The 18,995-nt window shown below is 62.2% G+C and carries 22 protein-coding genes; 5 read left to right on the forward strand and 17 right to left on the reverse strand.

The genetic code is table 11. The features are described from left to right. From G9463_RS12490 to G9463_RS12500, 3 genes are all read right to left on the reverse strand, one after another. On the reverse strand, nt 1–1,580 hold a 1,580-nt coding region (locus tag G9463_RS12490; RefSeq protein WP_165896873.1), incomplete at its 3' end, for a PAS domain S-box protein. Nucleotides 1,581–1,840: 260 nt separating this feature from the next. After that, entirely contained in the window at nt 1,841–2,701 is an 861-nt protein-coding gene (locus G9463_RS12495; protein ID WP_004962566.1) for a CPBP family intramembrane glutamic endopeptidase, read from the reverse strand. 72 nt (nt 2,702–2,773) lie between these two features. Beyond that, complete coding sequence (locus G9463_RS12500) at nt 2,774–3,322, reverse strand: DUF1684 domain-containing protein (RefSeq protein WP_165896874.1); 549 nt, start codon at nt 3,320–3,322, stop codon at nt 2,774–2,776. A 127-nt stretch (nt 3,323–3,449) separates the two neighbouring features. Between G9463_RS12500 and G9463_RS12505 the strand changes: the two genes are divergently transcribed. Then, complete coding sequence (locus G9463_RS12505; RefSeq protein ID WP_007188423.1) at nt 3,450–4,109, forward strand: DnaJ domain-containing protein; 660 nt, start codon at nt 3,450–3,452, stop codon at nt 4,107–4,109. A 74-nt stretch (nt 4,110–4,183) separates the two neighbouring features. Here G9463_RS12505 and G9463_RS12510 read toward each other — a convergent pair whose 3' ends face one another. Both G9463_RS12510 and G9463_RS12515 read right to left on the reverse strand, forming a co-directional pair. Continuing rightward, nucleotides 4,184–5,038: a UbiA family prenyltransferase gene (locus G9463_RS12510; RefSeq protein WP_165896875.1), complete on the reverse strand. Its 855-nt coding sequence runs from the start codon at nt 5,036–5,038 to the stop codon at nt 4,184–4,186. Between the two features lie 52 nt (nt 5,039–5,090). Beyond that, nucleotides 5,091–5,462 (reverse strand): hypothetical protein, encoded by a 372-nt coding sequence (locus G9463_RS12515; RefSeq protein WP_004962582.1) that lies wholly within the window; start codon nt 5,460–5,462, stop codon nt 5,091–5,093. A 104-nt stretch (nt 5,463–5,566) separates the two neighbouring features. Between G9463_RS12515 and G9463_RS12520 the strand changes: the two genes are divergently transcribed. After that, nucleotides 5,567–5,962, forward strand: coding sequence for an OsmC family protein (locus G9463_RS12520; RefSeq protein WP_004962584.1), 396 nt, complete (start codon nt 5,567–5,569; stop codon nt 5,960–5,962). A gap of 53 nt (nt 5,963–6,015) precedes the next feature. Here the strand turns inward: G9463_RS12520 and G9463_RS12525 are convergent, their stop codons facing one another. After that, on the reverse strand, nt 6,016–7,299 hold the full coding sequence (locus G9463_RS12525) for an FIST signal transduction protein (protein ID WP_165896876.1): 1,284 nt from the start codon (nt 7,297–7,299) through the stop codon (nt 6,016–6,018). Between the two features lie 176 nt (nt 7,300–7,475). On the opposite strand from G9463_RS12525, the gene G9463_RS12530 reads away from it, so the two are divergent. Continuing rightward, nucleotides 7,476–7,925, forward strand: a complete 450-nt coding sequence (locus G9463_RS12530; RefSeq protein WP_165896877.1) for a DUF5799 family protein — start codon at nt 7,476–7,478, stop codon at nt 7,923–7,925. On the opposite strand, the gene G9463_RS12535 is transcribed toward G9463_RS12530, so the two are convergent. Next, complete coding sequence (locus tag G9463_RS12535) at nt 7,922–8,065, reverse strand: hypothetical protein (RefSeq protein ID WP_004962590.1); 144 nt, start codon at nt 8,063–8,065, stop codon at nt 7,922–7,924. The two genes, G9463_RS12530 and G9463_RS12535, sit on opposite strands and share 4 nt — an antisense overlap. Before the next feature lie 119 nt (nt 8,066–8,184). Between G9463_RS12535 and G9463_RS12540 the strand changes: the two genes are divergently transcribed. Further along, nucleotides 8,185–8,967: a class I fructose-bisphosphate aldolase gene (locus G9463_RS12540; protein ID WP_004962592.1), complete on the forward strand. Its 783-nt coding sequence runs from the start codon at nt 8,185–8,187 to the stop codon at nt 8,965–8,967. 3 nt (nt 8,968–8,970) lie between these two features. Continuing rightward, entirely contained in the window at nt 8,971–10,098 is a 1,128-nt protein-coding gene (locus G9463_RS12545; RefSeq protein WP_165896878.1) for a hypothetical protein, read from the forward strand. Nucleotides 10,099–10,152: 54 nt separating this feature from the next. On the opposite strand, the gene pfkB is transcribed toward G9463_RS12545, so the two are convergent. The 10 genes from pfkB to ilvN all read right to left on the reverse strand — a co-directional run bounded on the left by pfkB (nt 10,153) and on the right by ilvN (nt 18,986). Further along, nucleotides 10,153–11,061 (reverse strand): 1-phosphofructokinase, encoded by a 909-nt coding sequence (gene pfkB / locus G9463_RS12550; RefSeq protein WP_165896879.1) that lies wholly within the window; start codon nt 11,059–11,061, stop codon nt 10,153–10,155. Continuing rightward, nucleotides 11,058–11,819 carry an HTH-type transcriptional regulator GlpR gene (gene glpR / locus G9463_RS12555; RefSeq protein ID WP_004962600.1) on the reverse strand — a complete coding sequence of 254 codons (762 nt, stop codon included), beginning with the start codon at nt 11,817–11,819 and terminating at the stop codon, nt 11,058–11,060. Before glpR ends, pfkB begins: the two co-directional genes overlap by 4 nt. A gap of 88 nt (nt 11,820–11,907) precedes the next feature. After that, the gene (locus G9463_RS12560; RefSeq protein ID WP_004962602.1) at nt 11,908–12,891 is read right to left on the reverse strand and encodes an isocitrate/isopropylmalate dehydrogenase family protein; all 984 of its coding nucleotides are present in this window, start codon (nt 12,889–12,891) and stop codon (nt 11,908–11,910) included. A 390-nt stretch (nt 12,892–13,281) separates the two neighbouring features. Beyond that, nucleotides 13,282–14,043: a response regulator gene (locus G9463_RS12565; protein WP_121302790.1), complete on the reverse strand. Its 762-nt coding sequence runs from the start codon at nt 14,041–14,043 to the stop codon at nt 13,282–13,284. Between the two features lie 95 nt (nt 14,044–14,138). After that, a complete protein-coding gene (locus G9463_RS12570; RefSeq protein WP_165896880.1) occupies nt 14,139–14,879 on the reverse strand; it encodes a DUF6293 family protein in 741 nt (246 codons plus the stop codon). Nucleotides 14,880–15,053: 174 nt separating this feature from the next. Then, nucleotides 15,054–15,698 (reverse strand): 3-isopropylmalate dehydratase small subunit, encoded by a 645-nt coding sequence (gene leuD, locus G9463_RS12575; RefSeq protein ID WP_165896881.1) that lies wholly within the window; start codon nt 15,696–15,698, stop codon nt 15,054–15,056. Further along, on the reverse strand, nt 15,695–17,116 hold the full coding sequence (gene leuC, locus G9463_RS12580) for a 3-isopropylmalate dehydratase large subunit (RefSeq protein ID WP_127013414.1): 1,422 nt from the start codon (nt 17,114–17,116) through the stop codon (nt 15,695–15,697). Before leuC ends, leuD begins: the two co-directional genes overlap by 4 nt. After that, entirely contained in the window at nt 17,113–17,382 is a 270-nt protein-coding gene (locus G9463_RS12585) for a hypothetical protein (protein WP_004962621.1), read from the reverse strand. Before G9463_RS12585 ends, leuC begins: the two co-directional genes overlap by 4 nt. Next, nucleotides 17,375–18,406 carry a ketol-acid reductoisomerase gene (ilvC, locus tag G9463_RS12590; RefSeq protein ID WP_121302785.1) on the reverse strand — a complete coding sequence of 344 codons (1,032 nt, stop codon included), beginning with the start codon at nt 18,404–18,406 and terminating at the stop codon, nt 17,375–17,377. The genes G9463_RS12585 and ilvC overlap by 8 nt, the downstream gene beginning before the upstream one ends. Next, nucleotides 18,399–18,986 carry an acetolactate synthase small subunit gene (gene ilvN / locus G9463_RS12595; protein ID WP_004515606.1) on the reverse strand — a complete coding sequence of 196 codons (588 nt, stop codon included), beginning with the start codon at nt 18,984–18,986 and terminating at the stop codon, nt 18,399–18,401. The genes ilvC and ilvN overlap by 8 nt, the downstream gene beginning before the upstream one ends. Nucleotides 18,987–18,995: the final 9 nt, after the last annotated feature.

The raw sequence follows: 18,995 nt of genomic DNA on the forward strand, positions 1-18,995 counted from the left end.
AGTTCGACAAAGGCCTGTTCGTCCTGTCTGAACTGGCCCGACCGGGGGTCACGAGCAACGAAACAGACCGTCCCGAACAGTTCACCGTCAACTTCGATCTTCGCACCGAGGTAACAGCCGATACCGTACCGCTGGTATGCGGGGTCGTCATCCAGACCCTGCTGCTCGGCGCTGTAGATAGAGAGCAGACCGTCGGAGTCGACGGTTCGTCGGCAGTAGGTCTCGGAAAGCGACGTGATATCGCCGGGGGTAGTGAGAGACGGGTCGCCGCTAATGGCGATTATTTCATGCGTTCCCGCCTCAGGGTCGATTGCAACGAGATGGGCCTGGTCGACATCAAGATACTCGACACCGAGTTCCAGCACGTCCACTAACCGCTGTTCGAACCGGCGATCCGAATCGTTCGTGATCTCGTAGAGTTTCTCCCGGTAGCGTTCGGCCATTGCCTGCTGTCGCTCCCGTTCGATCTGCCCCGTGATGTCCTTGATCACTTTCGCAAAGCCGCGGGCGTCGCTGTTTTCTTGGAGCGCCGTGACGGTCACATCGGCCCAGAACGTGCTCCCGTCCTTCCGAACCCGGAGCCCGCGGTCGATGGCCTTACCGCACTCCTCGGCTTCTTGCAGCAGTTGCTCGGGGATGCCGTCGGCTACCTGTTTCTCGGTGTGGAACGTCGAGACATGCTCGCCGAGGATATCAGATTCCTCGTACTGGGTGAGCTGTTTTGCACCCACGTTCCACGACTGGATGAGACCGTCGGGGTCAAGCAGGAATATCGCGTAATTCTCGACCGCATCGACGAGCAGCCGGAACCGTTCGCGCTCGTGTCGCAGTTGTTTGTCAAGTTCTTCGCGGTCAGTCCGGTCACGGACCACGCAGACAGCACCGTCATCTTCGATGCTCGCGACGGTGTGTTCGCCGATGAACTGTGTCCCGTCGGCGCGTTCGAGCAGTGTCTCACCCGTCCACGTCCCGGTCTCGTCGACAGCCGGGAGGATTTCACCATTGACCGTTTCGAGGCCCTCTGCCGAGTGGATTTTCTGCCAGTGGTCGCCCAGAAGCTCCTCGCGCTCGTAGCCGAACGTGGCCGCGTAGGCGTCGTTCAGATACGTGAATCGGCCCTCGTGGTCCAGCGTGCTAATGCCATCCCAAGCCGCGTTCATTGCGCGGTGCCCACGCGTGACCTGCAGTTCGTCTCTGCGGGCTTCGACGGCGTTTTGGACCCGGTTCGCTAGCACCGTGTACTGAGACGTTCCCGGTTCTTTCTGAATATAGTCCGTAACACCTGCGGAGATTGCTTCGGCTGCGATCTCTTCACTGCCTTTCCCAGTATAGAGAATGAACGGAAGCTTCGGTGCGTCCTCGCGAATCCGTTCGAGGAACGCCAGCCCATTCATGCCAGGCATATCGTAGTCGCTGATAATACAGTCATACGTGTCCTGCGGACGGTCCGCGATAACCTCGTCGGCCCGCATCGCGGTGTCGACGGTGAATGAATCCATGGTCCGCTCGAGATATGCCGCAGTTAGATCGGCAAAGTCCGGTTCGTCATCGACATGTAAGACACGCACTGAACCAGCCATCTGTTTAAACATTGTGCGAAAACTGCAATAAGAGGGTTGTCATTTCAAAGTACTAGCATCAATGTATCGCCTGTCACTGAGTAAAAATCGGGTGATAGGTAGAATGCTAATCCTGTCTTAGAGGGTTTAAGAGTCCAAAAAACGGCTTTAACAAATACTTGTCGAACACGAATGTCACCTTCCCTTGCGTGTAAAGGTCAGGAAACTAATCACATGATTTACAAACGTCAGACAGCACGGCCCTGCTGTGACAGGGTCGGTCAGAACCCGCTGCTACTGAGGACGTTCGCGGCGGACGAGAGTTCACCACTGAACTTCACGGTGACATACAGACCAGTAAACAGCGTGGCGTTGTATGCACCGTGGATGAGTGACGGGACGACGATGTTGTCCGTGTACTCGTAGGTTGTGCCGAGGATGAGTGACGGAATGAGGAGGGCACTCACCGCGACCAGCTTCCCCGTGACCGACCCGCCGCTGAGGGCGGGGTAGTGAATGCCAGCGAAAATGACGCTTGCAATGGCGACGCCCGAAATCGGGCCGAAGTAGTCCCGGATGCGGCCCTGAACGACGCCGCGGAACAGCAGTTCCTCGCCCGGGCCGATGAGGAGGAAGGAGGCGGGAATCAACAGGAGGAGGACATCGGGGTTCTCCATCCCGGTCTCCGCTGCCTGATTGGTTGCCGGTTCTATCCCGAACATCGAGACGAGCGCCGTGATGACGACAGCCACCACTACGAGCCCGCCCATTGCGCTGGCGTAGCCCAGCACGACGATGCCGACCTCACGGAGGCTCGGCACAGAAATGCCGATACTGAATGCTCCGGTGTCTGGCGCATACGAGAATACCTCACGGAGCTTCGCTCTGATCACCGGCCTGAGTTTGATGTACGTGTATGCGATGACCGGGCAGCCGATTCCCTGGACCGTTATCAACCCAAGAACCAGTGTCTGTACTTCGGTTATCTGGACTCCTGCGCCGAGTGACAGGGAAAAAGCGATGGTAAGGAGCAGGACTGATCCGAACCCGAGTCCTATCACACCCAGCGAAAGCGCCGAGAAAAGCGTAAACCCGTACTGGAAGGCCTGCAGAATCGGACGGTCGCGGGTCGCCGTTGCCATACACTGTCTTGGTCGTGGCGATGTGTAAACAATTCGTTTGGTGTTGGTGTCGTGACTGCCGGCAAAGACGCCTCAGTCTATCCGCTCCCCGGCCGTCACCGCAGTTTCGAGCCAGTTTGACTCCGGCGGGAGCGGACAGGAGAAGGTGTCGCTGTAGGCACAGAATGGCGAGTACGCGAGATTGAAATCCAGCGTAATCTCGTCGCCGTCACTCAGGTCGCGGTCGGGTTCCAGTTCCATGTATCGGCCGCCGTCGTAGCTCTGTTGCCCGGTCGTCTTGTCCCGGAACGGAACAAAGAGCGTCCGTGACTCGTTGGCGGCCTGCCGGAACGCATGGAGGTCGCGGGACTCGCCGTCGAGGTCGAACGAGAGCGTTGCGACGTGGAGATAGCGCACTGTTCGGTCGTCACTCGTCTCCAGATCGACTGATTCTGGTGTCTCGTGGACGGTAACCGTTGCTTCGACCCGATAGTCGGGGTCCGGGTCGAAGTAGCTGAGTCCGTCGAAATCATCGCGTTCCTCCGGCGGAATCGGTGATTGGCGGTGTTCGGAAAAAAAGCGGTCTTTCTCGTCCCGGTTGGCTTGCAACTGTGTCTCCCAGTCCTCGGTGTCTTCGTCCATACAGAGACGGTGGTGGCCACGCAGTTTCAGTCCGGCGACTCGGCGACAGACGAGCGATATCGTAGCGTGAGGGAGTGAATACCTTATTATACGCCTAGTCCAACTGGATAAATACACAGGGGTGTGTATGGAAGCGACGTTCTACGGTATTCTGGGGGTGGACCCAGATGCCACCGAAGAGACGATAGTCCGCGCCTACCGGGAGCAGACAAAAGCGCATCACCCGGACGTGAGTGACGACCCTGCCGCCGGAGAACGGTTCAAGCGACTCACGCAGGCGAAGAACGTGCTCACTGATGAGGCCGAGCGAGCGCGATACGACCGACTCGGTCACGACGCATACGTCAACAGGCACGTCGACAGCGGCGCGGACGGAGGCACAGCTACGGGCGGTGTCAGTGACATCGCACAGCAGTACGTCGACCAGCGGGTCGACGCAGAAACGACGGACGAGGCAGCGGCGAAAGCGACACAGCGGCCCACCCAGACTCGGGGCGGGAGCACGGGCTACGGGACTGCCACGGAGTACTACCGGCCCGGTAAGCGAGTTCGGCCCACACAGCCGTCGGGAGTCGAGACGCTGCTCGATTCACTGCGACGTATCGGTCCGTGGCTATTCGTCCATCTGGCCCTGCTGGTCTGTACGATCATTGCCGCCGTGCTGCTCGCAGTCGGTGGCCTCACCGGGAACCTCTCACCGGTCGTCGCCGGTGTCATGGCTGTCTCGATGGTAACGATTTCGCTGGTCGTCTCCGCGACCCACGTCCTCACACACGTGTCGGGCTGACTGACGAGGGCGGTTTCGAGCGATAGCAGTTTCGAACAGCCAGCGAACACATGACTGCCAGAACGGCTACATCCTCACGCTAGCGGCCGGAACCAGACAGCGGTCACGAGGACGGCCAACAAGAGATACGACCCGCGAATCAGCAACATCGTCGCAGTTTTGGGGTCGCCTCGCTGAGCGATAGCCGCGACCGCCCCGAAGACGAGCGCGGCCGCCGCAGCACTCGGCGGGATACCGGGCAGTGCCACGGACAGCCCCACGATTCCAAGGAGGGCCACTCCGAACAGGCCGAGCGCGAGTTGTCGGGCACGCTGGTGACCCAGTACGACAGCGACGGTCCGTTTCTGTATCGACCGGTCGTAGTCGTAGTCTTGCTCATCGTCGATGATCTTGATGCCGGTCAGCAACAGGAGGAACACGGCCGCGAGACCGACGGCACGCGGCGTCAGCGTCGTCACCTGCGCGTAGTAGCCGCCCAGTAGCGCCAGCGCGATACCCGCCGGATAGCCCATCGTCGCGCCGACGGGGTTCATATCCAGTTGCGGCGCGTGGGTGTAGCCGATAATCCAGGTCGGAAGCGTCAGCAGTGCCGCGCCGGGACCGACCAGCAGCCAGATGGCCGCCGTACAGAGCGCGAAGCCGACACCAGCACCGACCAGCGCCATGCGACAGCCAGCACCAGTGAGGGGATGGTCGTCGTCCTCGCCACGGACGTGGAAATCGACGTAGCCGTCCTTGACGTGGGCCGTGTAGACGGCGAAGAACATCGCGCCCGCATGGAGCACAGCCACCGGTGGCCAGAACCCACCGGAGAGCAACCCACCGAACAGCGACGTCGCGAGTGGTGGCAACATGAACACCGGATGTACCTGCGAGGCCAGGGCACTCACGGTCGCAAACGGACCGGTCTCGTGTCGGGCGACTGCCATAGGGCAACAAGGCACGGCTGTGTAAAAAAGCCACAGCCGTGTTGGTTCGGCACTACCGCCAGTTCGACCGGTCCAGCACGAACCCAGAGATGTGCGAGGCTAATTCTCTGGCAGCCTGTTCGGTACCCGCGTGGAGTTCGCCGGACACCGGGCCGGCCTCGCCGCCGACGCCCTCCGTCTCCGAGATCGGGTCCGTCGTCGTCGGGTACGGTCGGCGGGACCGCACACGGTCCCGAAGCGCCTGAACGGTGGCGTCAGAGAGCTCATAGGACAGGTGCTGGAGGTCGTACCGGACGATGAATCCCCGCGTCGCCTCTCTGACGGCGAGGACCGGGTGTCCACGGTCCCGACAGCGCTCCCAGATCTCGCGCTGGTGTTCCCGCGTCGCGTACACCGGCACGTTCGACGGTGCGAGGTGTTCCATTGCCTCTTTGTACGGGCTGGAAGTGTATTATCCTTCGGCAGTGCCCCGCACAGAAATGCCATGCAGGAAACGTTTAGGGGGAGGGCCGTGTCCACAGGATTGCTATGGCAGATATCGAAGTCGAGAGCACCTGCGAGGAAGGATACACAGTAGAGAGTATTATCAACGGCGAGTGGGAGCTTATCGTCGATGCGCTGAGCGAGAACGGCCCGTCGCCGAACGAGATTCTGGCCGCCGACTACGCCTCCTGTTATATCCCGGCACTGCGCGTCGCCGCCGACAAGTACGGCCACGAGGACATCGGCAGCGTCGATGTCGAGGTCGCTGCGGGTCTCGATGAGGACGACGACCTGGAATACATTGACTTCCACGTCGAGGTCGAGGCGTCACTCGCCGACGAAGAGCAGGATATCGTGGAACTCGCCGAGGACATCTGTCACGTCCACTCGGCGCTGCAGGATGAGCTACACGCCGAAATCACCATCGAGTCCGGCGTCTGAGGGACAGGAACAAGAGTGGCGTTTATTCTTCGCTGGTCGCAGTCCCGTAGTCGTCACTCCGGGAACAGCAGGATGACTGAGGAAGTGTTGTGATAGCCAGTGTAATCCTCGTCGGCCGAGCAGACTTCACCGTAGGTTTCGAAGCCGGCGAAGGGCGCGTCGATAGCGCTGTGAATCGTGTCGACGGCGTCATCGAAATCCTCGCCGAGAATCATCGCACGGCAGGCACAGTCGTAGACGAACCCACCCGCGACGCTTCCGCCGCGGAGTTCATTGACAGCGTTGTTGGCGGCGTTCCGGACCGCATACACCTGGTCGGATTTATTGCTATGTGTCACCACCACTTCCGTTCCTTCGGAGACAGTGACAGCGAAGTCCAGCGGCCCCTCGGTGTCGGTTGTATGGCCCGGCCATCGGATGTTGTATCCCGTCGTCGAGATGAGTTTACTCTCGATGAAGGTCTTGATTCGGGAAGCGAGTCCGTCCGCGTCAGATTCTGGCTCCGACTCGATACCGAGCTCGTAGCGACCGAGCAACATGACAAGGTCTTCCGACCCCGCCTCCAGCTCGTCGACATCGATATCGTATGTCTCCATCGCGTCCTCCCGAATCGCGTCCCGCCAGGCTTCGAAGGCAGGTCTGCCGTCGAGTTCGTACACAGTGCTTCCCTCTGCACGGGTTACCGTCATCGCCTCGGAGATCGGTTCGTGGCCGTGATTGACGGTCACCGGGAGCGCGTCCTCTGCGGCGATGAGCGTGAGGACGACGGCGTCCGTCTCGACGCGGTCGTTCCGGAAGACGTGGGTCTGCTGTAACTGGAGGTCGTCACCCGCAGACCCGCCGACGACCGGCGTCTCCTCGTCGTCGAGGTACTGCTCGGTGAGTCGCGTGACCTTGTTTCCGATTCCGGCCATGCCGTCGTGGAGGTTGATGATCGTCCGATGCGGATACCCATCGACAGCAGGGTCGCCGCTCGCGGGGAGGTCATGAACGGCTTCGAACAGACAGCGTTCGGGATCAGCACTGAGTTCAGTCGAAATGCTGGAGAAGAACCGCATCGAGTCCGACGAAACGACGCCGACTGTAACAGTTCCGTTCCCCGAGCCGGTTTCAGTGAACTCCCCGGAAGACGAACAACCCACGATTTCGGTATCTGAACCGACAACACTTCGCGCACCCCACAGTACCGCATCGTAATCATATGCCGGGGAGGAGAAAATCTGACAGAAGTCCGGTTCGCTGGCCGAGATGTCGGCCATAGCTTCCCGTATGGCGTCCATCGCTGCTGCATCTCCCGAGTCCCCCGTCGCCTGCCCTGTCCCAAACTCAGTAGTCATTGAGATATAAGTATATCGTGAGCTAACTTAACATATTGGAACCGTTTTGGAGACAATAATACGTAGCGGTCGCGGCAGTCAGCGCCGTAACAGTCGGCCCGGATACGATACTTTTTACCGTAGAACACCGCACGGAGCGGGAAACGCTCATACCGCCGGCCCGCAAACACCAGTTTATGAGCGATTCAAACTGGACCGACCGCATCGCCGGCGAACGGATGGCGGTCGACCAGCGGTTCAACGAACAGGTCAAAGCGTCGTCGTTCTCAAGCCAGCAGTGGGGGCTGGTGATGACTGCCGTTGAGTTCGAGATCGAGAACCCGGGTGACCCAGACGCCGCTCGAATCGTCGCCGATACGTCGAAGCTCTCTAGCGTCATGCCCGAGATGGAACGGGTCGCCAATCAAGGGCCGATGGGCGGTCCCGGCGGTGACCAGTCCGGAGGCTCAGGCGGCGGTCTCCTCTCAGGTGTCAAGGACGCGCTTGGACTAGGTGGGTCCGGTGGCGGGAACAAACATCAGGAGGAAGAGGCGGCACGGCTCGCACAGGCGTACGCTGAGCAACTGCAGGAGAAACTGGAGTCGAACGGGCGCTGGAAGTCCGTCTGTGAGCAGGCCCAGGGTTAGTCGCCGCTGTGAAACAGTGTTAGCTCCTCGGCCTCGTAGATGTTGATGAGTTCCGTCACGATTTCGTCGTACGACTCGTCCTCGACACGGAGGTCGTCAAGGCGCGCCACTGTTTCGGCGTCCAGTTCCACTGATGGCATAACCGAACCTTTCACTGGAACACACTTAATTCCCGCCCTCGCTCAAAAACAAACGCGAACAGTAGTAACAAATCAGAACCGAAAACGGTTAATGGTCGTTCTGGGTAGAAACATGACACATGCGACCACTGGGTGACTCACCGCTCGTACGGAACGACAAGACGCTGGTGCTAGCACACGACCACGGGCTGGAACACGGTCCCAAGCAGTTCAGCGGCGTCGAGGAGCGCCTCGACCCGCGTGAGGTGTTCGAGATGGCGACCCACGACGCCGTGACGGCGCTAGCTGTCGGGAAGGGCCTCGCCGAAACGTACTACCCGAGCTACGAGGACGACGTGAACCTGCTGGCGAAGCTCAACGGCGGTTCGGACCTCTGGATGGGCGACCCGTACTCGCCCCAGAACTGGTCGGTCGACTACGCGGCTGAACTCGGTGCTGACGCCATCGGCTACACCGTCTACCCGGGTGTCAACCGCGAGACCGATATGTTCGAAGACTTCCGCCCGGTGCAGGAGAACGCCCGCGACCACGACCTGCCGATTGCGATGTGGTCGTACCCGCGCGGACAGGCCATCAAGGAGCACCGCAGTCCGTCGACCATCGCCTATGCGGCCCGAATCGGCCTCGAACTCGGGGCTGACTTCACGAAGGTCAAGTACCCGCGCGACAAGGAAGCGATGGCCCACGCTGTCCGCTCGGCCGCAGACAACCGCGTCCTGCTCTCCGGCGGGTCGAAGACCTCGGACCGCGACTTCCTCGAACTCGTCGAGGACTGCATGGACGTCGGCGTCGCCGGCCTCGCGGTCGGCCGCAACGTCTGGCAGCGCGACGACCCCTACGACATTCTGGACAAACTCGAAGGCGTCATCTTCGAGGACGCGACAGCCGACGACGTCCTGTAGGCCATGGACGAGGAGACGCGCCGAGCCGTCGCCACAGCGGATGAGGCGTTGCCCACCAGCGACGCGCTCCCCGACGCTATCGATACCGGGCGGGTCGTCTTCGGTTTCGACGGCTACCTCGACCGCGTCCGAGAGGTCGTCGCTGACCGCATCGACCCCGAGAGCCACGAGCGCCTCGCTACACTGGAGAGTTTTGGCGACCGTATCGACCGCTCCGTTGCCGCCGACAGTTCGCTCTCCTTCGAGTGGCTCCAGCAGGGCAGCCGAACCGGCGGCCACACCAGCCACCTCGCGCGGGCCTTCGGCGGCTGGTCGTTCGACCCCGTGATGGTCGGGATGTACGGCGACCCGGTCCACGACGCATTCGAGACGGAGTTCGGCGAGTACGAACTCCATTCGCTGGGTGAACCCGGCGTCACCGACGCTGTCGAGTTCGACGACGGGAAGCTCATGCTCACGGAAATCGGCGACACGATGTCGCTTGACTGGACCGAACTCGACGCGGCCTTCGGCCACGACCGATTGGCCGAGAAACTCGACGGCGCGAGCCTGTTAGGAACTGGCTACTGGTCAGAGACGCCAGACCTGCCGACGGTCTTCGACGGCCTCCGTACCCTGTGGGATGGTATTGACGACCCGCCCGAGACCGTGCTGGTCGACCCCGGTGACGTACGAAAACTCGACGCCGACCGGCTGCGCGCCGGTCGGGAGGCCATCGGCCGGCTGGACGAAGTGACCGACGTGGTGGTCACGTCGAACCGTGCCGAAACGGGTGTCCTCGCGGACGCCTACGCCGGCGACGCCGAGCGGTCGTTCGCCGACGACGCCGAGGCAGTGTTCGAGGCGCTGGAACCGACCTGGTTCGTCGGCCACGGTGTCGAGCAGTCGGTCGTCGTCACCGCCGCGGGCACCGACAGCGTGGCCGTGCCTTCGGTCTCGGACCCGGAGCTGACGACCAGCTCCGGCGACCACTTCAACGCCGGACTGGGGCTGGCCCGCATCGCCGACCTCTCGCCTGCGGCCGCCGTCGTCGTCGGCAACGCCGTCGCCGGCTACTTCGTCCGGACCGCGGACCAGCCGTCGCTGGCCGACGTACGCGCGTTCGTCGACGAGTATCTGGAGAAGTTCTGAGCGGTCCGCATCGTTTCTGATTTTTCGACTGCCGCCAAAACCAGTTTCCGCCTGCTACAGCCGTCGGACCGTCACGCCATCCCGGAGTGAGCCGATATCGCCCAGGTCCGGAACGGCCGTGCCGGCCCGCTGGACGACCTGCGATGAGACGGCCACGCCGGTCCGGAGCGCCGTCTCGTCGTCCGCGCCGGCTTCCCAGGCGCTCAGGACGCCAGAGAGGAGCGCGTCGCCGGCCCCGACGGTGTCGACAACATCGATGTCGAGCGCCTCCGCGTACAGTCGGCCTGTGTCGCCGACAAGGACCGCGCCATCCGCGCCGAGAGAGGCCAGCACGCGGTCGAAGCCCCGCTCCCGGAACTTCTCCGCCGCGTCCGCACACCCCTCGACCGTGGAGACATCGGCCCCGGTTGCATCGCCGAGCTCGTCGCGGTTCGGCTTACAGAGTCCGTACTGGGCGTCGAGTTCCCGGAGGACGTCGCCACCGGTGTCGACGATTGTCTCCCAGTCGCCACCGGCCGCAATGCGGTCGATAGCATCGGGGGACAGCCCCGGCGGCAGGCTCCCACCGATGAGTACGCGGTCGGGGGACTGCGCTCGCACCTGTTCGAGCAGCGCGTCGACAACCGACTCGCCGACAGTCGGGCCGGCCTGATTTAGCTTGTACTCCTCCGCGGCTGCGATAGCGGTGGTGTTGAGCCGCGTTGTCCCGTCCACGTCGATGAAGGCTGTCTCGACGCCGTCGTCTTGCAGCGTCTCTCTGATGAACGACCCCGTGAACCCACCTAGCAGTCCCGTCGCAACGCAGGGCCGGTCCATCGCGGTGAGGAACTGCGCGGCGTTGATGCCTTTCCCGCCGGCGTCGAACTGCGCTTTGTTGGCCCGCATGACACGCTCGGGAGCCATCTGCTCGTCGAACTGGATCGTCTGGTCGACCGCGGGATTGTAGGTGACGGTGACAATCATGTGCTGACCTCCTCGACAGCCACGTCGGCGTCCGCGAGTGCCGCAGCGAGCGCCCCGGGCGGGCTGGCATCGGTGACAAGCAGATCGACCTCATCCAGAGCGGCAAAGCTGACGAAACTCCGGTCGCCGAACTTCGACGCATCGGCGACCAGCACGACCCGGCGGGCACGCTCGACCATCAGTTCCTTGATCGCCGCCTCGTCCTCGTTCGGGGTCGACAGCCCGGCGGCGCTGTCGAGCGCGTTCGTCCCCAGAAACAGCAGGTCGAAGTTCATCCGTTCGACGGCGCGCTCGGCCGTCGGGCCGACGAGCGCGCGGGTTCGCGGTCGGAGGCTCCCACCGGTGAGTTTGGTGTCGACATCCCCCTCGGCCAGTTCAGTGGCGAGGTCCGGCATGTTCGTCGCCGCGACGTAGTCGGTGTCCGGGATCGCACGCGCAACCTCCATTGTGGTCGACCCGGCATCGAAACAAACCACCTGCCCTTCCCGGACTTCCTGAGCGGCCCGCTCCGCAATCGCCTGCTTCTCGGCGTAGTGGTCAACCTCACGCTGGCCGTAGGGGCGTTCGGTCCCGACGGAGGACGCCGGCACCGCGCCGCCGTGGGACCGCTCGATCCGGCCTTGTGATTCCAAGTCCCGGAGGTCACGGCGTATCGTCGCCTTCGAGAACTCCAGTTCCGCGGCCAGCTCCGACACTGAACAGCCGTCTCGCTCTGTCACCAACTGGACGATAGTGCGCTTTCGCTCGGCCGGGAGCATTCTTTCGGCTGTGATTGTTTCGCTTCGGTTTTACCTCTTTCTATTGGGCCGTGCTTGTTTCTGCCCAGATAGAACGCGAGAAAACTGCTTACAGTTCGTCGATAACCGCGGCGGTCACGTCCTCAGTGGATGCGTCGCCGCCCAGATCCGGCGTTCGAGGCCCCGAATCGAGCACGGACTCGACAGCCGTCCGAACTACATCGCCCTGCTCGTCGTAGCCGAGGTGGTCGAGCAACATCGCTGCGGAGAGAATCATCGCTGAAGGGTTGGCGATACCCTCGCCGGCGATGTCCGGCGCGGAGCCGTGGACCGGCTCGAACAGCGCGTTCTCCTCGCCGATGTTGGCCGACGGCAGCAGGCCGAGGCCGCCGACGAGGCCCGCGGCGAGGTCCGATAGCATATCGCCGGCGAGGTTCGGACAGATGACGACGCCGTAATCCTGTGGGTTCATGACCAGGTGCATCGCAAGCGCGTCCATGAGCGCCGTATCGTAGGACGCGTCCCGGTCCTCGCCGACTGCCGAGGCCGCATCGAGGAACAGCCCGTCTGTAGTGCGCATGACGTTGGCTTTGTGGGCAATCGTCACATCGTCGTAGCTGTTCTGCTTCGCGTAGCTGAACCCGTATTCGGCGATTTTCTCAGAGGCGTCTTCGGTGATGACCCGCGTACAGGTAGTGACGCCTTCCGAAATCTCGCTCTCGATGCCCTTGTAGACACCCTCGGTGTTCTCCCGAATAAATACGATATCGGTGTCGGGCTGGACGGCATCGAGTCCCGGATACGAGCGGGCCGGGCGGACGTTTGCGAAGGAACCGACGACCTGCCGGAGCGGCAAGATGACATCGGCCGCTGTCTCGCCAGCCGCGCCGAACAGCGTCGCGTCGGCGTCGGCCGCCAGTTCGCGCGTCTCCTCTGGGAGCGCGTCGCCGGTTTCTTCCTTCACTGCGTCGCCGGCTTCACCCTCGACGAAGTCGAAGTCGACGCCGTCGATGGCCTCCAGCACTTCGACCGCGGCGGGTGTGACCTCCTGTCCGATTCCATCGCCCGGAATAACGGCTATCTCGTGTGTCATAGCGGGAGGCACGTAGCCGGCTGGTGAAAGTCGTTCGGTTCCGGCGTATCGGTTCCGAACGTCTCCTGTGAACTGGCGGCGCTCCACACGCGAGTGAACGGGGTGCGATATCGGCTCGGCAACACAGAAAACGGACACGCTCAGGGGGATGGCACGGGTGACCAGCGGACGACATGAGCGTGTGGAGGGCCGAAGCAAATCGGGGGAGATCGCTGGCGACCCGTGCGCAACTATTCGTAGCGATGGCGACTATGTAGGTTCTATCTCAATACTACAGAAACAGTTGATACTATGTATACTATCAATACAATTGCTACTACTGGTGTAATCCACGGACTGAGACAGACAAACGGCGTCGTCCAACATTCTAAATGTGCAATCGTCCCCCGGCTATCGGTACACCATCGCCTGAGCGACCTGCTCGCCGCGGTAGTAGCCGGGTGCGGTGGCAATCGTCGCTGTCTTCACCTCGCCCTCGGCGGTCATCACGCGGTACTCTCGTTCCGGAACCGAGACGCCCTCGCGCATCAGCCGCTGGAACCGCTTTCTGGCCGCGTCCCGCTCGTCAGGATGGAGAAAGTCGCTCGCCTTCTTCCCGGCTATCTCTGTGAAGGAGTCCGCATCGAGAAACGCTATGGCCGCCTCGTTGGCGTACAGGGCCTTCCAGTCACGGTCGAAAAGGAGAATCGGGATCGGCGCAGTGTCGACGAGGTTGTGGTACCTGTCCTCCGTGCGCTGGACCGCGGTTTCGGCCCGTGCGCTCCGGACCGCGTTCCTGATTCGGTTTGCCAATACGGTGTACTGCTCCGTTCCGGCCTCCTTCTGGAGGTAGTCAGTGACGCCGGCCGAAATCGCCCGACTCGCAATTTCCTCTGATCCCTTGCCGGTGAACAGGAGGAACGGGAGATCGGGGTAGTCGTCCCTGACCAGTTCCAAGAAGTCCAGTCCGTCCTTTTGGGGCATATCGTAGTCGCTGACGACGCAATCGACCTGGGTGTCCTGAAGCATCACCAGTGCGTCGTCGACGCTTGTCGCGGTCTCCACGGAAAAGGCGTCATCTTCCCGTTCGAGGAATTCTGAGACGATTTCGGCGAAGCCGGGGTCGTCGTCAACGTGGAGTACCCTGATGTCATCTATCGAGAAGTGGTTCATGTGGGCGTCGCCCAACTGTGTTCAAATATAATGTGGAACTATGAAAGCATTAGGTTCTGTTTCTTGCGTGTTACAACCGTCTGTGTGACATATATTCAGAGTTTGTGTCGGAACGCTTGGAGAACGTTTTCACCGGTCTCTGTCAGTGCAACCTGTTTCGTCCGTCCGACATCGTTGACTTCGATATAGCCGTCCTCGACCAGCGGGTCCACGATGTTCGCGTTCAACAGCGCGAACTTCGCCTTCTCGTTTGCCGGGTCGGCGTCGTCGATGAACGAAAGACCGGCGTCCTCGGCGAACTCGATGAGGTCCGACTTTTTTGCGGTGTAGGTGTCCGTATTTGTCCGCTTGAGATAGTCCAGCACCGCGACCTGGTCACGAGAAATAGCTTCGATGGGATACGACGGGAGGACCTCCGCGCGCTCCATCCCGCGGGTGAGTGGCTCCACAGCGACCGATGGGACGTGTTCCTCGGGATGGACGTAGTATGCCGTCGCCGCCGTCGCCATACACGCGATGGCGCTTCCGATAGCCGCCACCTTCGGCCCGCTGGAGACATTGACACGCACGATGTCCTCGGGATGGTCCGCAGTTAGTGTCGTGACCTCGGCCAGCACGTCGTAGAGGTCGTGTAAATCCGCTCGGTGTAGTTCGACGCTAACGCCGTTGGCGTCCAGTTCCTCAACGAGTGCCTGCTGGTACGGCGTCAACCGTGACAGCTCTGTGGTCGCTGTGAGGAGGTACACGTCGTCGGCGTTGTGCTGGTGAATCGGCTCGGCGATCCGGTCACGCTCGTGCCCCAGCGGCGCGATGTGTATCTCCCGAATCTGGTCCATGCAGGAAGAACGCGCCCCGCACAGCTATTGGTCTTGCCATCTCCATGGGAGAAATCGACAGAGGCCGACGGTAGTAGCTGCCCTCCGCGATCTGGATATCGGCGCTTCAAAATGAGCGCACTGCGCGCACGGCTCTGCCGTTCGCACAAACCGAGGTCACAAAGTGACCTCGCGTCAATCGTCCGCTTCGAGATCTGACCGCGTCTGATCGAGGTACGGCAACTGCGAGGCCGTCGCCTCGATAGCGTTCTTGTTGGCCTTCATCAGCGCCGTCGTGTCCCAGTTGCCCTCGACGAGAGCCTCGCGCTGGGCGCGGTCAACGCTGACGTTGATCTCGTTGTCGCCGTAGGTGACAGTCTCCGCCCGCACGTCAACCTCAATCTCGCCGTCGGGGTTGTCATCAACCCACTGCTGGAGCGCGTTGATCGTCTCGTGGTCGGCGGTGACCGTCGGGATGCCGAGCGCCAGACAGTTTCCGGCGAAAATCTCGGCGAAGCCCTCGCCGATGATGGCGTCGATGCCCCAGCGCATCAGGGCTTGAGGCGCGTGTTCGCGGGAGGAGCCACAGCCGAAGTTGTTGTTGACCACCATCACGTTCGAGTCCTGGAACCGCTCCTCGTTGAACGGATGGTCCTTCTCGTTGTCCTCGTCGTCGAACCGCAGGTCGAAGAAGGCGAACTCGCCCAGCCCGTCGAAGGTGACGACCTTCATGAACCGCGCAGGGATTATCTGGTCCGTGTCGATGTCGTTCCCGTGGATCGGGATGCCAGACCCCTCAACGTAGTCGACTTCAGGGATGTCCTCAGTCGCGTCGCTCATGCCAGGGTCACCTCCTTCAGGTCGCGCACGTCAGACACTTCGCCGGTGATGGCCGCAGCAGCCACCATCCGCGGGTTCATCAGGACGGTCCGACCGTCCTTGCTGCCCTGCCGGCCGACGAAGTTCCGGTTCGAGGAGGAAGCACAGGCCTCGTCGCCTTCCAGCTGGTCCTCGTTCATGCCCAGACACATCGAACAGCCGGCGTTGCGCCACTCGAAGCCGGCTTCCTCGAAGATGTCTTTCAGGCCTTCTTCCTCGGCGGCGCGCTGGACGCGCTGGCTGCCGGGGACGACGAACGCTCGCACGTCGTCGGCGACCTCACGGCCCTTGACGATGCGGGCCGCGCGGCGGAGATCAGGCAGCCGAGCGTTGGTACAGGAGCCAAGGAAGGCAACGTCGATGTCGTACCCTTCCATCGTCTCGCCGGGCTCGACGCGCATGTGCTTCTGGGCGCGGCGGGCGGTGTCGACCTTGTCGTCGGCCAGATCCTCGGGCTCCGGAATCGGGTCGTCGATACCGATGCCCTGGCCGGGTGTGGTTCCCCACGTGACGACAGGGTCCAGTTCGCCCGCGTCGATTTCGACGACGTCGTCGTACTCGGCGTCCTCGTCGGAGCGGATGGACTCCCAGTAGGGCTTGAGTTCCTCGAATTTCTCGGGGTGTTCCTGGAAGTAGTCCGTCTCTTCGAGCCACTCGTAGGTGGTCTCGTCGGGGTTGACATAGCCCGCGCGAGCGCCGCCCTCGATGGACATATTACAGATGGACATCCGACCTTCCATGTCGAGGTTCTCGATTGTCTCGCCGGCGTACTCGTACACGTAGCCGACGCCGCCCTCGGTCCCGAGCCGGCGGATAATTTCGAGGATGATGTCCTTTGCCTCGACGCCCTCGTCGAGTTCGCCGGTGACCTCAATTTTGCGGACCTTCTGTTTCTCCATCGCGATGGTCTGGGTGGCCAGTACGTCGCGGATCTGGCTCGTCCCGATACCGAACGCGAGCGCGCCGAACGCGCCGTGGGTCGAGGTGTGGCTGTCACCACAGACGATGGTCTTGCCGGGCTGGGTGATGCCCTGCTCCGGGCCGATGACATGGACGATACCCTGGTCGCCCGTCGTTGGGTCAGAGAACTGGATACCGGCGTCGCGGACGTTCTCCTCAAGTTCGGCCATCATCGTCTCGGCCGCGTCGTCGCTGTAGGGCCGGTCCTGATTGGCGGTCGGGACGATGTGGTCGACCGTCGCGTGGGTCAGGTCCGGGCGTGCGACCTCAAGACCACGCTCTTTGAGCATGCCGAAAGCCTGCGGGCTGGTGACCTCGTGAATGAGGTGCAGCCCGACGAACAGCTGGTCTTGGCCGTTCGGCAGGGTCGTGACTTTGTGCTGGTCCCATACCTTGTCGTACAGCGTTCCCTGACTCATACTGTCTCGTCCCGTCCTTCAGTTCCGCGTTCGTACGCGCGGGTGACACCCTCGTCGGGTGCTTCGTGGTCGATGTCCTCCATCGTCTCGTCAGTCTCCTCCTCCTCCGCGTCGCGTTCGCCGCCGTCAGCGGCCACGACCGGGCCGCGGCGGAACACCGCGCCGAAGGTTCCGTTGGTTTCAGGGTGGGTGTGCTGGATGCTTCCCATCGTTGTGCGCGATTCGCTCTGTTCGCCGTCCGTTGGATCCGTGCGTTCGTTAGTCATCTGCTGGGGCTTCTGTCTTCTCTGCGTCGGCGTCCTCACCCCACGCGAACAGTTCGCGCAGGTTCTCGCCGACGGCTTCGATCTGGTGGTTCTGTTCGGCGTCGCGATACTGCTTGTAGGCGGGTCGGTTGGCCTGATTCTCGTTGATCCACTCGCGAGCGAACTCGCCGTTCTGGACCTCTTCGAGAATTTTCTCCATGCCCTCACGGTCGATGACCTCCTCACCGCGGGTCAGGCCGCCGTACTCGGCCGTGTCGGAGACGGAGTTCCACATGCCCATGTGGCCGCCCTCGTACATCAGATCGACAATGAGCTTGAGTTCGTTCAGGCACTCGAAGTAGGCCATCTCCGGCGCGTAGCCGGCGTCGACCAGCGTCTCGAAGCCGGCCTTGACCATCTCGGTGACGCCGCCACAGAGGACGGCCTGCTCGCCGAAGAGGTCCGTCTCGACCTCTTCCTGGAAGGAGGTCTCGATGACGCCAGCGCGGGTACAGCCGATGCCCTTCGCGTAGGCCAGCGACTCCTGCTTGGCGTTGCCGGTCGCGTCCTGATACACCGCGATGAGACCGGGCGTCCCCTCGCCGCGTTCGTAGGTCCGGCGGACGAGGTGGCCGGGCGATTTGGGCGCGACCATCGTCACGTCGACGTCTTCCGGCGGTTCAATCTGGCCGTAGTGGATATTGAAGCCGTGTGCGAACTGGAGCGTGTCGCCGGCGTCCAGTTCGTCCTCGATGGCCTCGTAGACGGCCGGCTGAATCGTGTCCGGGACGAGCATCACGACGCGGTCCGCCTCGCCGGCGGCCACGTCGGGCGTCTCGACACGGAGGCCCGCGTCCTCGGCGTCAGCCCACGACGAAGAGTCCTGTCGGAGGCCGACGATTACGTCGACGCCGGACTCGTGAAGGTTCAGCGCGTGGGCGTGGCCCTGCGACCCGTAACCCAGCACGGCTACGGTCTCATCGTTGATTGTCGATACGTCAGCGTCCTCGTCGTAATAGACTGTTGTGGTAAGTTCGTCAGACATCTTTCTCTAATGTTTTCGGGCCGCGTTCCAGTGCGGCGGCCCCGGTTCGCACAATTTCCTGCACATCGAACTGCTTGAACGCCTCGATGGCGGCGTCGATCTTCTGCTTGCTACCCGTAATCTCGACGGTGACCGAGTCGGTCGACGCGTCGACTGCCTGCCCGTTATACATATCGGCGACCGCATTGACATCGTCGGGCTTCTCGCCGCTGACTTTCACCAGCGCGAGCTCCCGGCGGACGGCCTCGCCTTCGAGTTCCCTGACCGAAATGACTGGCACGAGCTTCCGCAGTTGCTTTTTCGCCTGGTCGATCCCCGGTTCCGGCTCCTCGATGAGGATCGTCATCCGGGCTGTGTCGTCGTCGACTGTCGGCCCGACGGTCAGGCTTTCGATGTTGAACTGCCGTCGGCTGAACAGCGCTGACACTTCCGACAGCACGCCCGGCCGGTGTTTGACCAGCGCGGACAGCACCGCCTGTCGCGGTTCGTGTGTCACTTCGGCCTCGGGGTCGACGCGGATTCCCTGCGTGTTGCGTCGGCCCTTCGGGCGCATCCGTTCGTCCGGCGCGGGGCCTGGCATTCCTCCAGT

It is taken from the genome of Haloarcula sp. JP-Z28 (assembly GCF_011440255.1).
Classification (GTDB): domain Archaea; phylum Halobacteriota; class Halobacteria; order Halobacteriales; family Haloarculaceae; genus Haloarcula; species Haloarcula marismortui.

Excerpts from the sequence above, each read along its gene's own strand:
- G9463_RS12495 (WP_004962566.1), bottom strand. The coding sequence starts at position 2,701 with ATGGCAACGGCGACCCGCGACCGTCCGATTCTGCAGGCCTTCCAGTAC.
- G9463_RS12500 (WP_165896874.1), bottom strand. The coding sequence starts at position 3,322 with ATGGACGAAGACACCGAGGACTGGGAGACACAGTTGCAAGCCAACCGG.
- G9463_RS12505 (WP_007188423.1), top strand. The coding sequence starts at position 3,450 with ATGGAAGCGACGTTCTACGGTATTCTGGGGGTGGACCCAGATGCCACC.
- G9463_RS12510 (WP_165896875.1), bottom strand. The coding sequence starts at position 5,038 with ATGGCAGTCGCCCGACACGAGACCGGTCCGTTTGCGACCGTGAGTGCC.
- G9463_RS12515 (WP_004962582.1), bottom strand. The coding sequence starts at position 5,462 with ATGGAACACCTCGCACCGTCGAACGTGCCGGTGTACGCGACGCGGGAA.
- G9463_RS12520 (WP_004962584.1), top strand. The coding sequence starts at position 5,567 with ATGGCAGATATCGAAGTCGAGAGCACCTGCGAGGAAGGATACACAGTA.
- G9463_RS12525 (WP_165896876.1), bottom strand. The coding sequence starts at position 7,299 with ATGACTACTGAGTTTGGGACAGGGCAGGCGACGGGGGACTCGGGAGAT.
- G9463_RS12530 (WP_165896877.1), top strand. The coding sequence starts at position 7,476 with ATGAGCGATTCAAACTGGACCGACCGCATCGCCGGCGAACGGATGGCG.
- G9463_RS12535 (WP_004962590.1), bottom strand. The coding sequence starts at position 8,065 with ATGCCATCAGTGGAACTGGACGCCGAAACAGTGGCGCGCCTTGACGAC.
- G9463_RS12540 (WP_004962592.1), top strand. The coding sequence starts at position 8,185 with ATGCGACCACTGGGTGACTCACCGCTCGTACGGAACGACAAGACGCTG.
- G9463_RS12545 (WP_165896878.1), top strand. The coding sequence starts at position 8,971 with ATGGACGAGGAGACGCGCCGAGCCGTCGCCACAGCGGATGAGGCGTTG.
- pfkB (WP_165896879.1), bottom strand. The coding sequence starts at position 11,061 with ATGATTGTCACCGTCACCTACAATCCCGCGGTCGACCAGACGATCCAG.
- glpR (WP_004962600.1), bottom strand. The coding sequence starts at position 11,819 with ATGCTCCCGGCCGAGCGAAAGCGCACTATCGTCCAGTTGGTGACAGAG.
- G9463_RS12560 (WP_004962602.1), bottom strand. The coding sequence starts at position 12,891 with ATGACACACGAGATAGCCGTTATTCCGGGCGATGGAATCGGACAGGAG.
- G9463_RS12565 (WP_121302790.1), bottom strand. The coding sequence starts at position 14,043 with ATGAACCACTTCTCGATAGATGACATCAGGGTACTCCACGTTGACGAC.
- G9463_RS12570 (WP_165896880.1), bottom strand. The coding sequence starts at position 14,879 with ATGGACCAGATTCGGGAGATACACATCGCGCCGCTGGGGCACGAGCGT.
- leuD (WP_165896881.1), bottom strand. The coding sequence starts at position 15,698 with ATGAGCGACGCGACTGAGGACATCCCTGAAGTCGACTACGTTGAGGGG.
- leuC (WP_127013414.1), bottom strand. The coding sequence starts at position 17,116 with ATGAGTCAGGGAACGCTGTACGACAAGGTATGGGACCAGCACAAAGTC.
- G9463_RS12585 (WP_004962621.1), bottom strand. The coding sequence starts at position 17,382 with ATGACTAACGAACGCACGGATCCAACGGACGGCGAACAGAGCGAATCG.
- ilvC (WP_121302785.1), bottom strand. The coding sequence starts at position 18,406 with ATGTCTGACGAACTTACCACAACAGTCTATTACGACGAGGACGCTGAC.
- ilvN (WP_004515606.1), bottom strand. The coding sequence starts at position 18,986 with ATGCCAGGCCCCGCGCCGGACGAACGGATGCGCCCGAAGGGCCGACGC.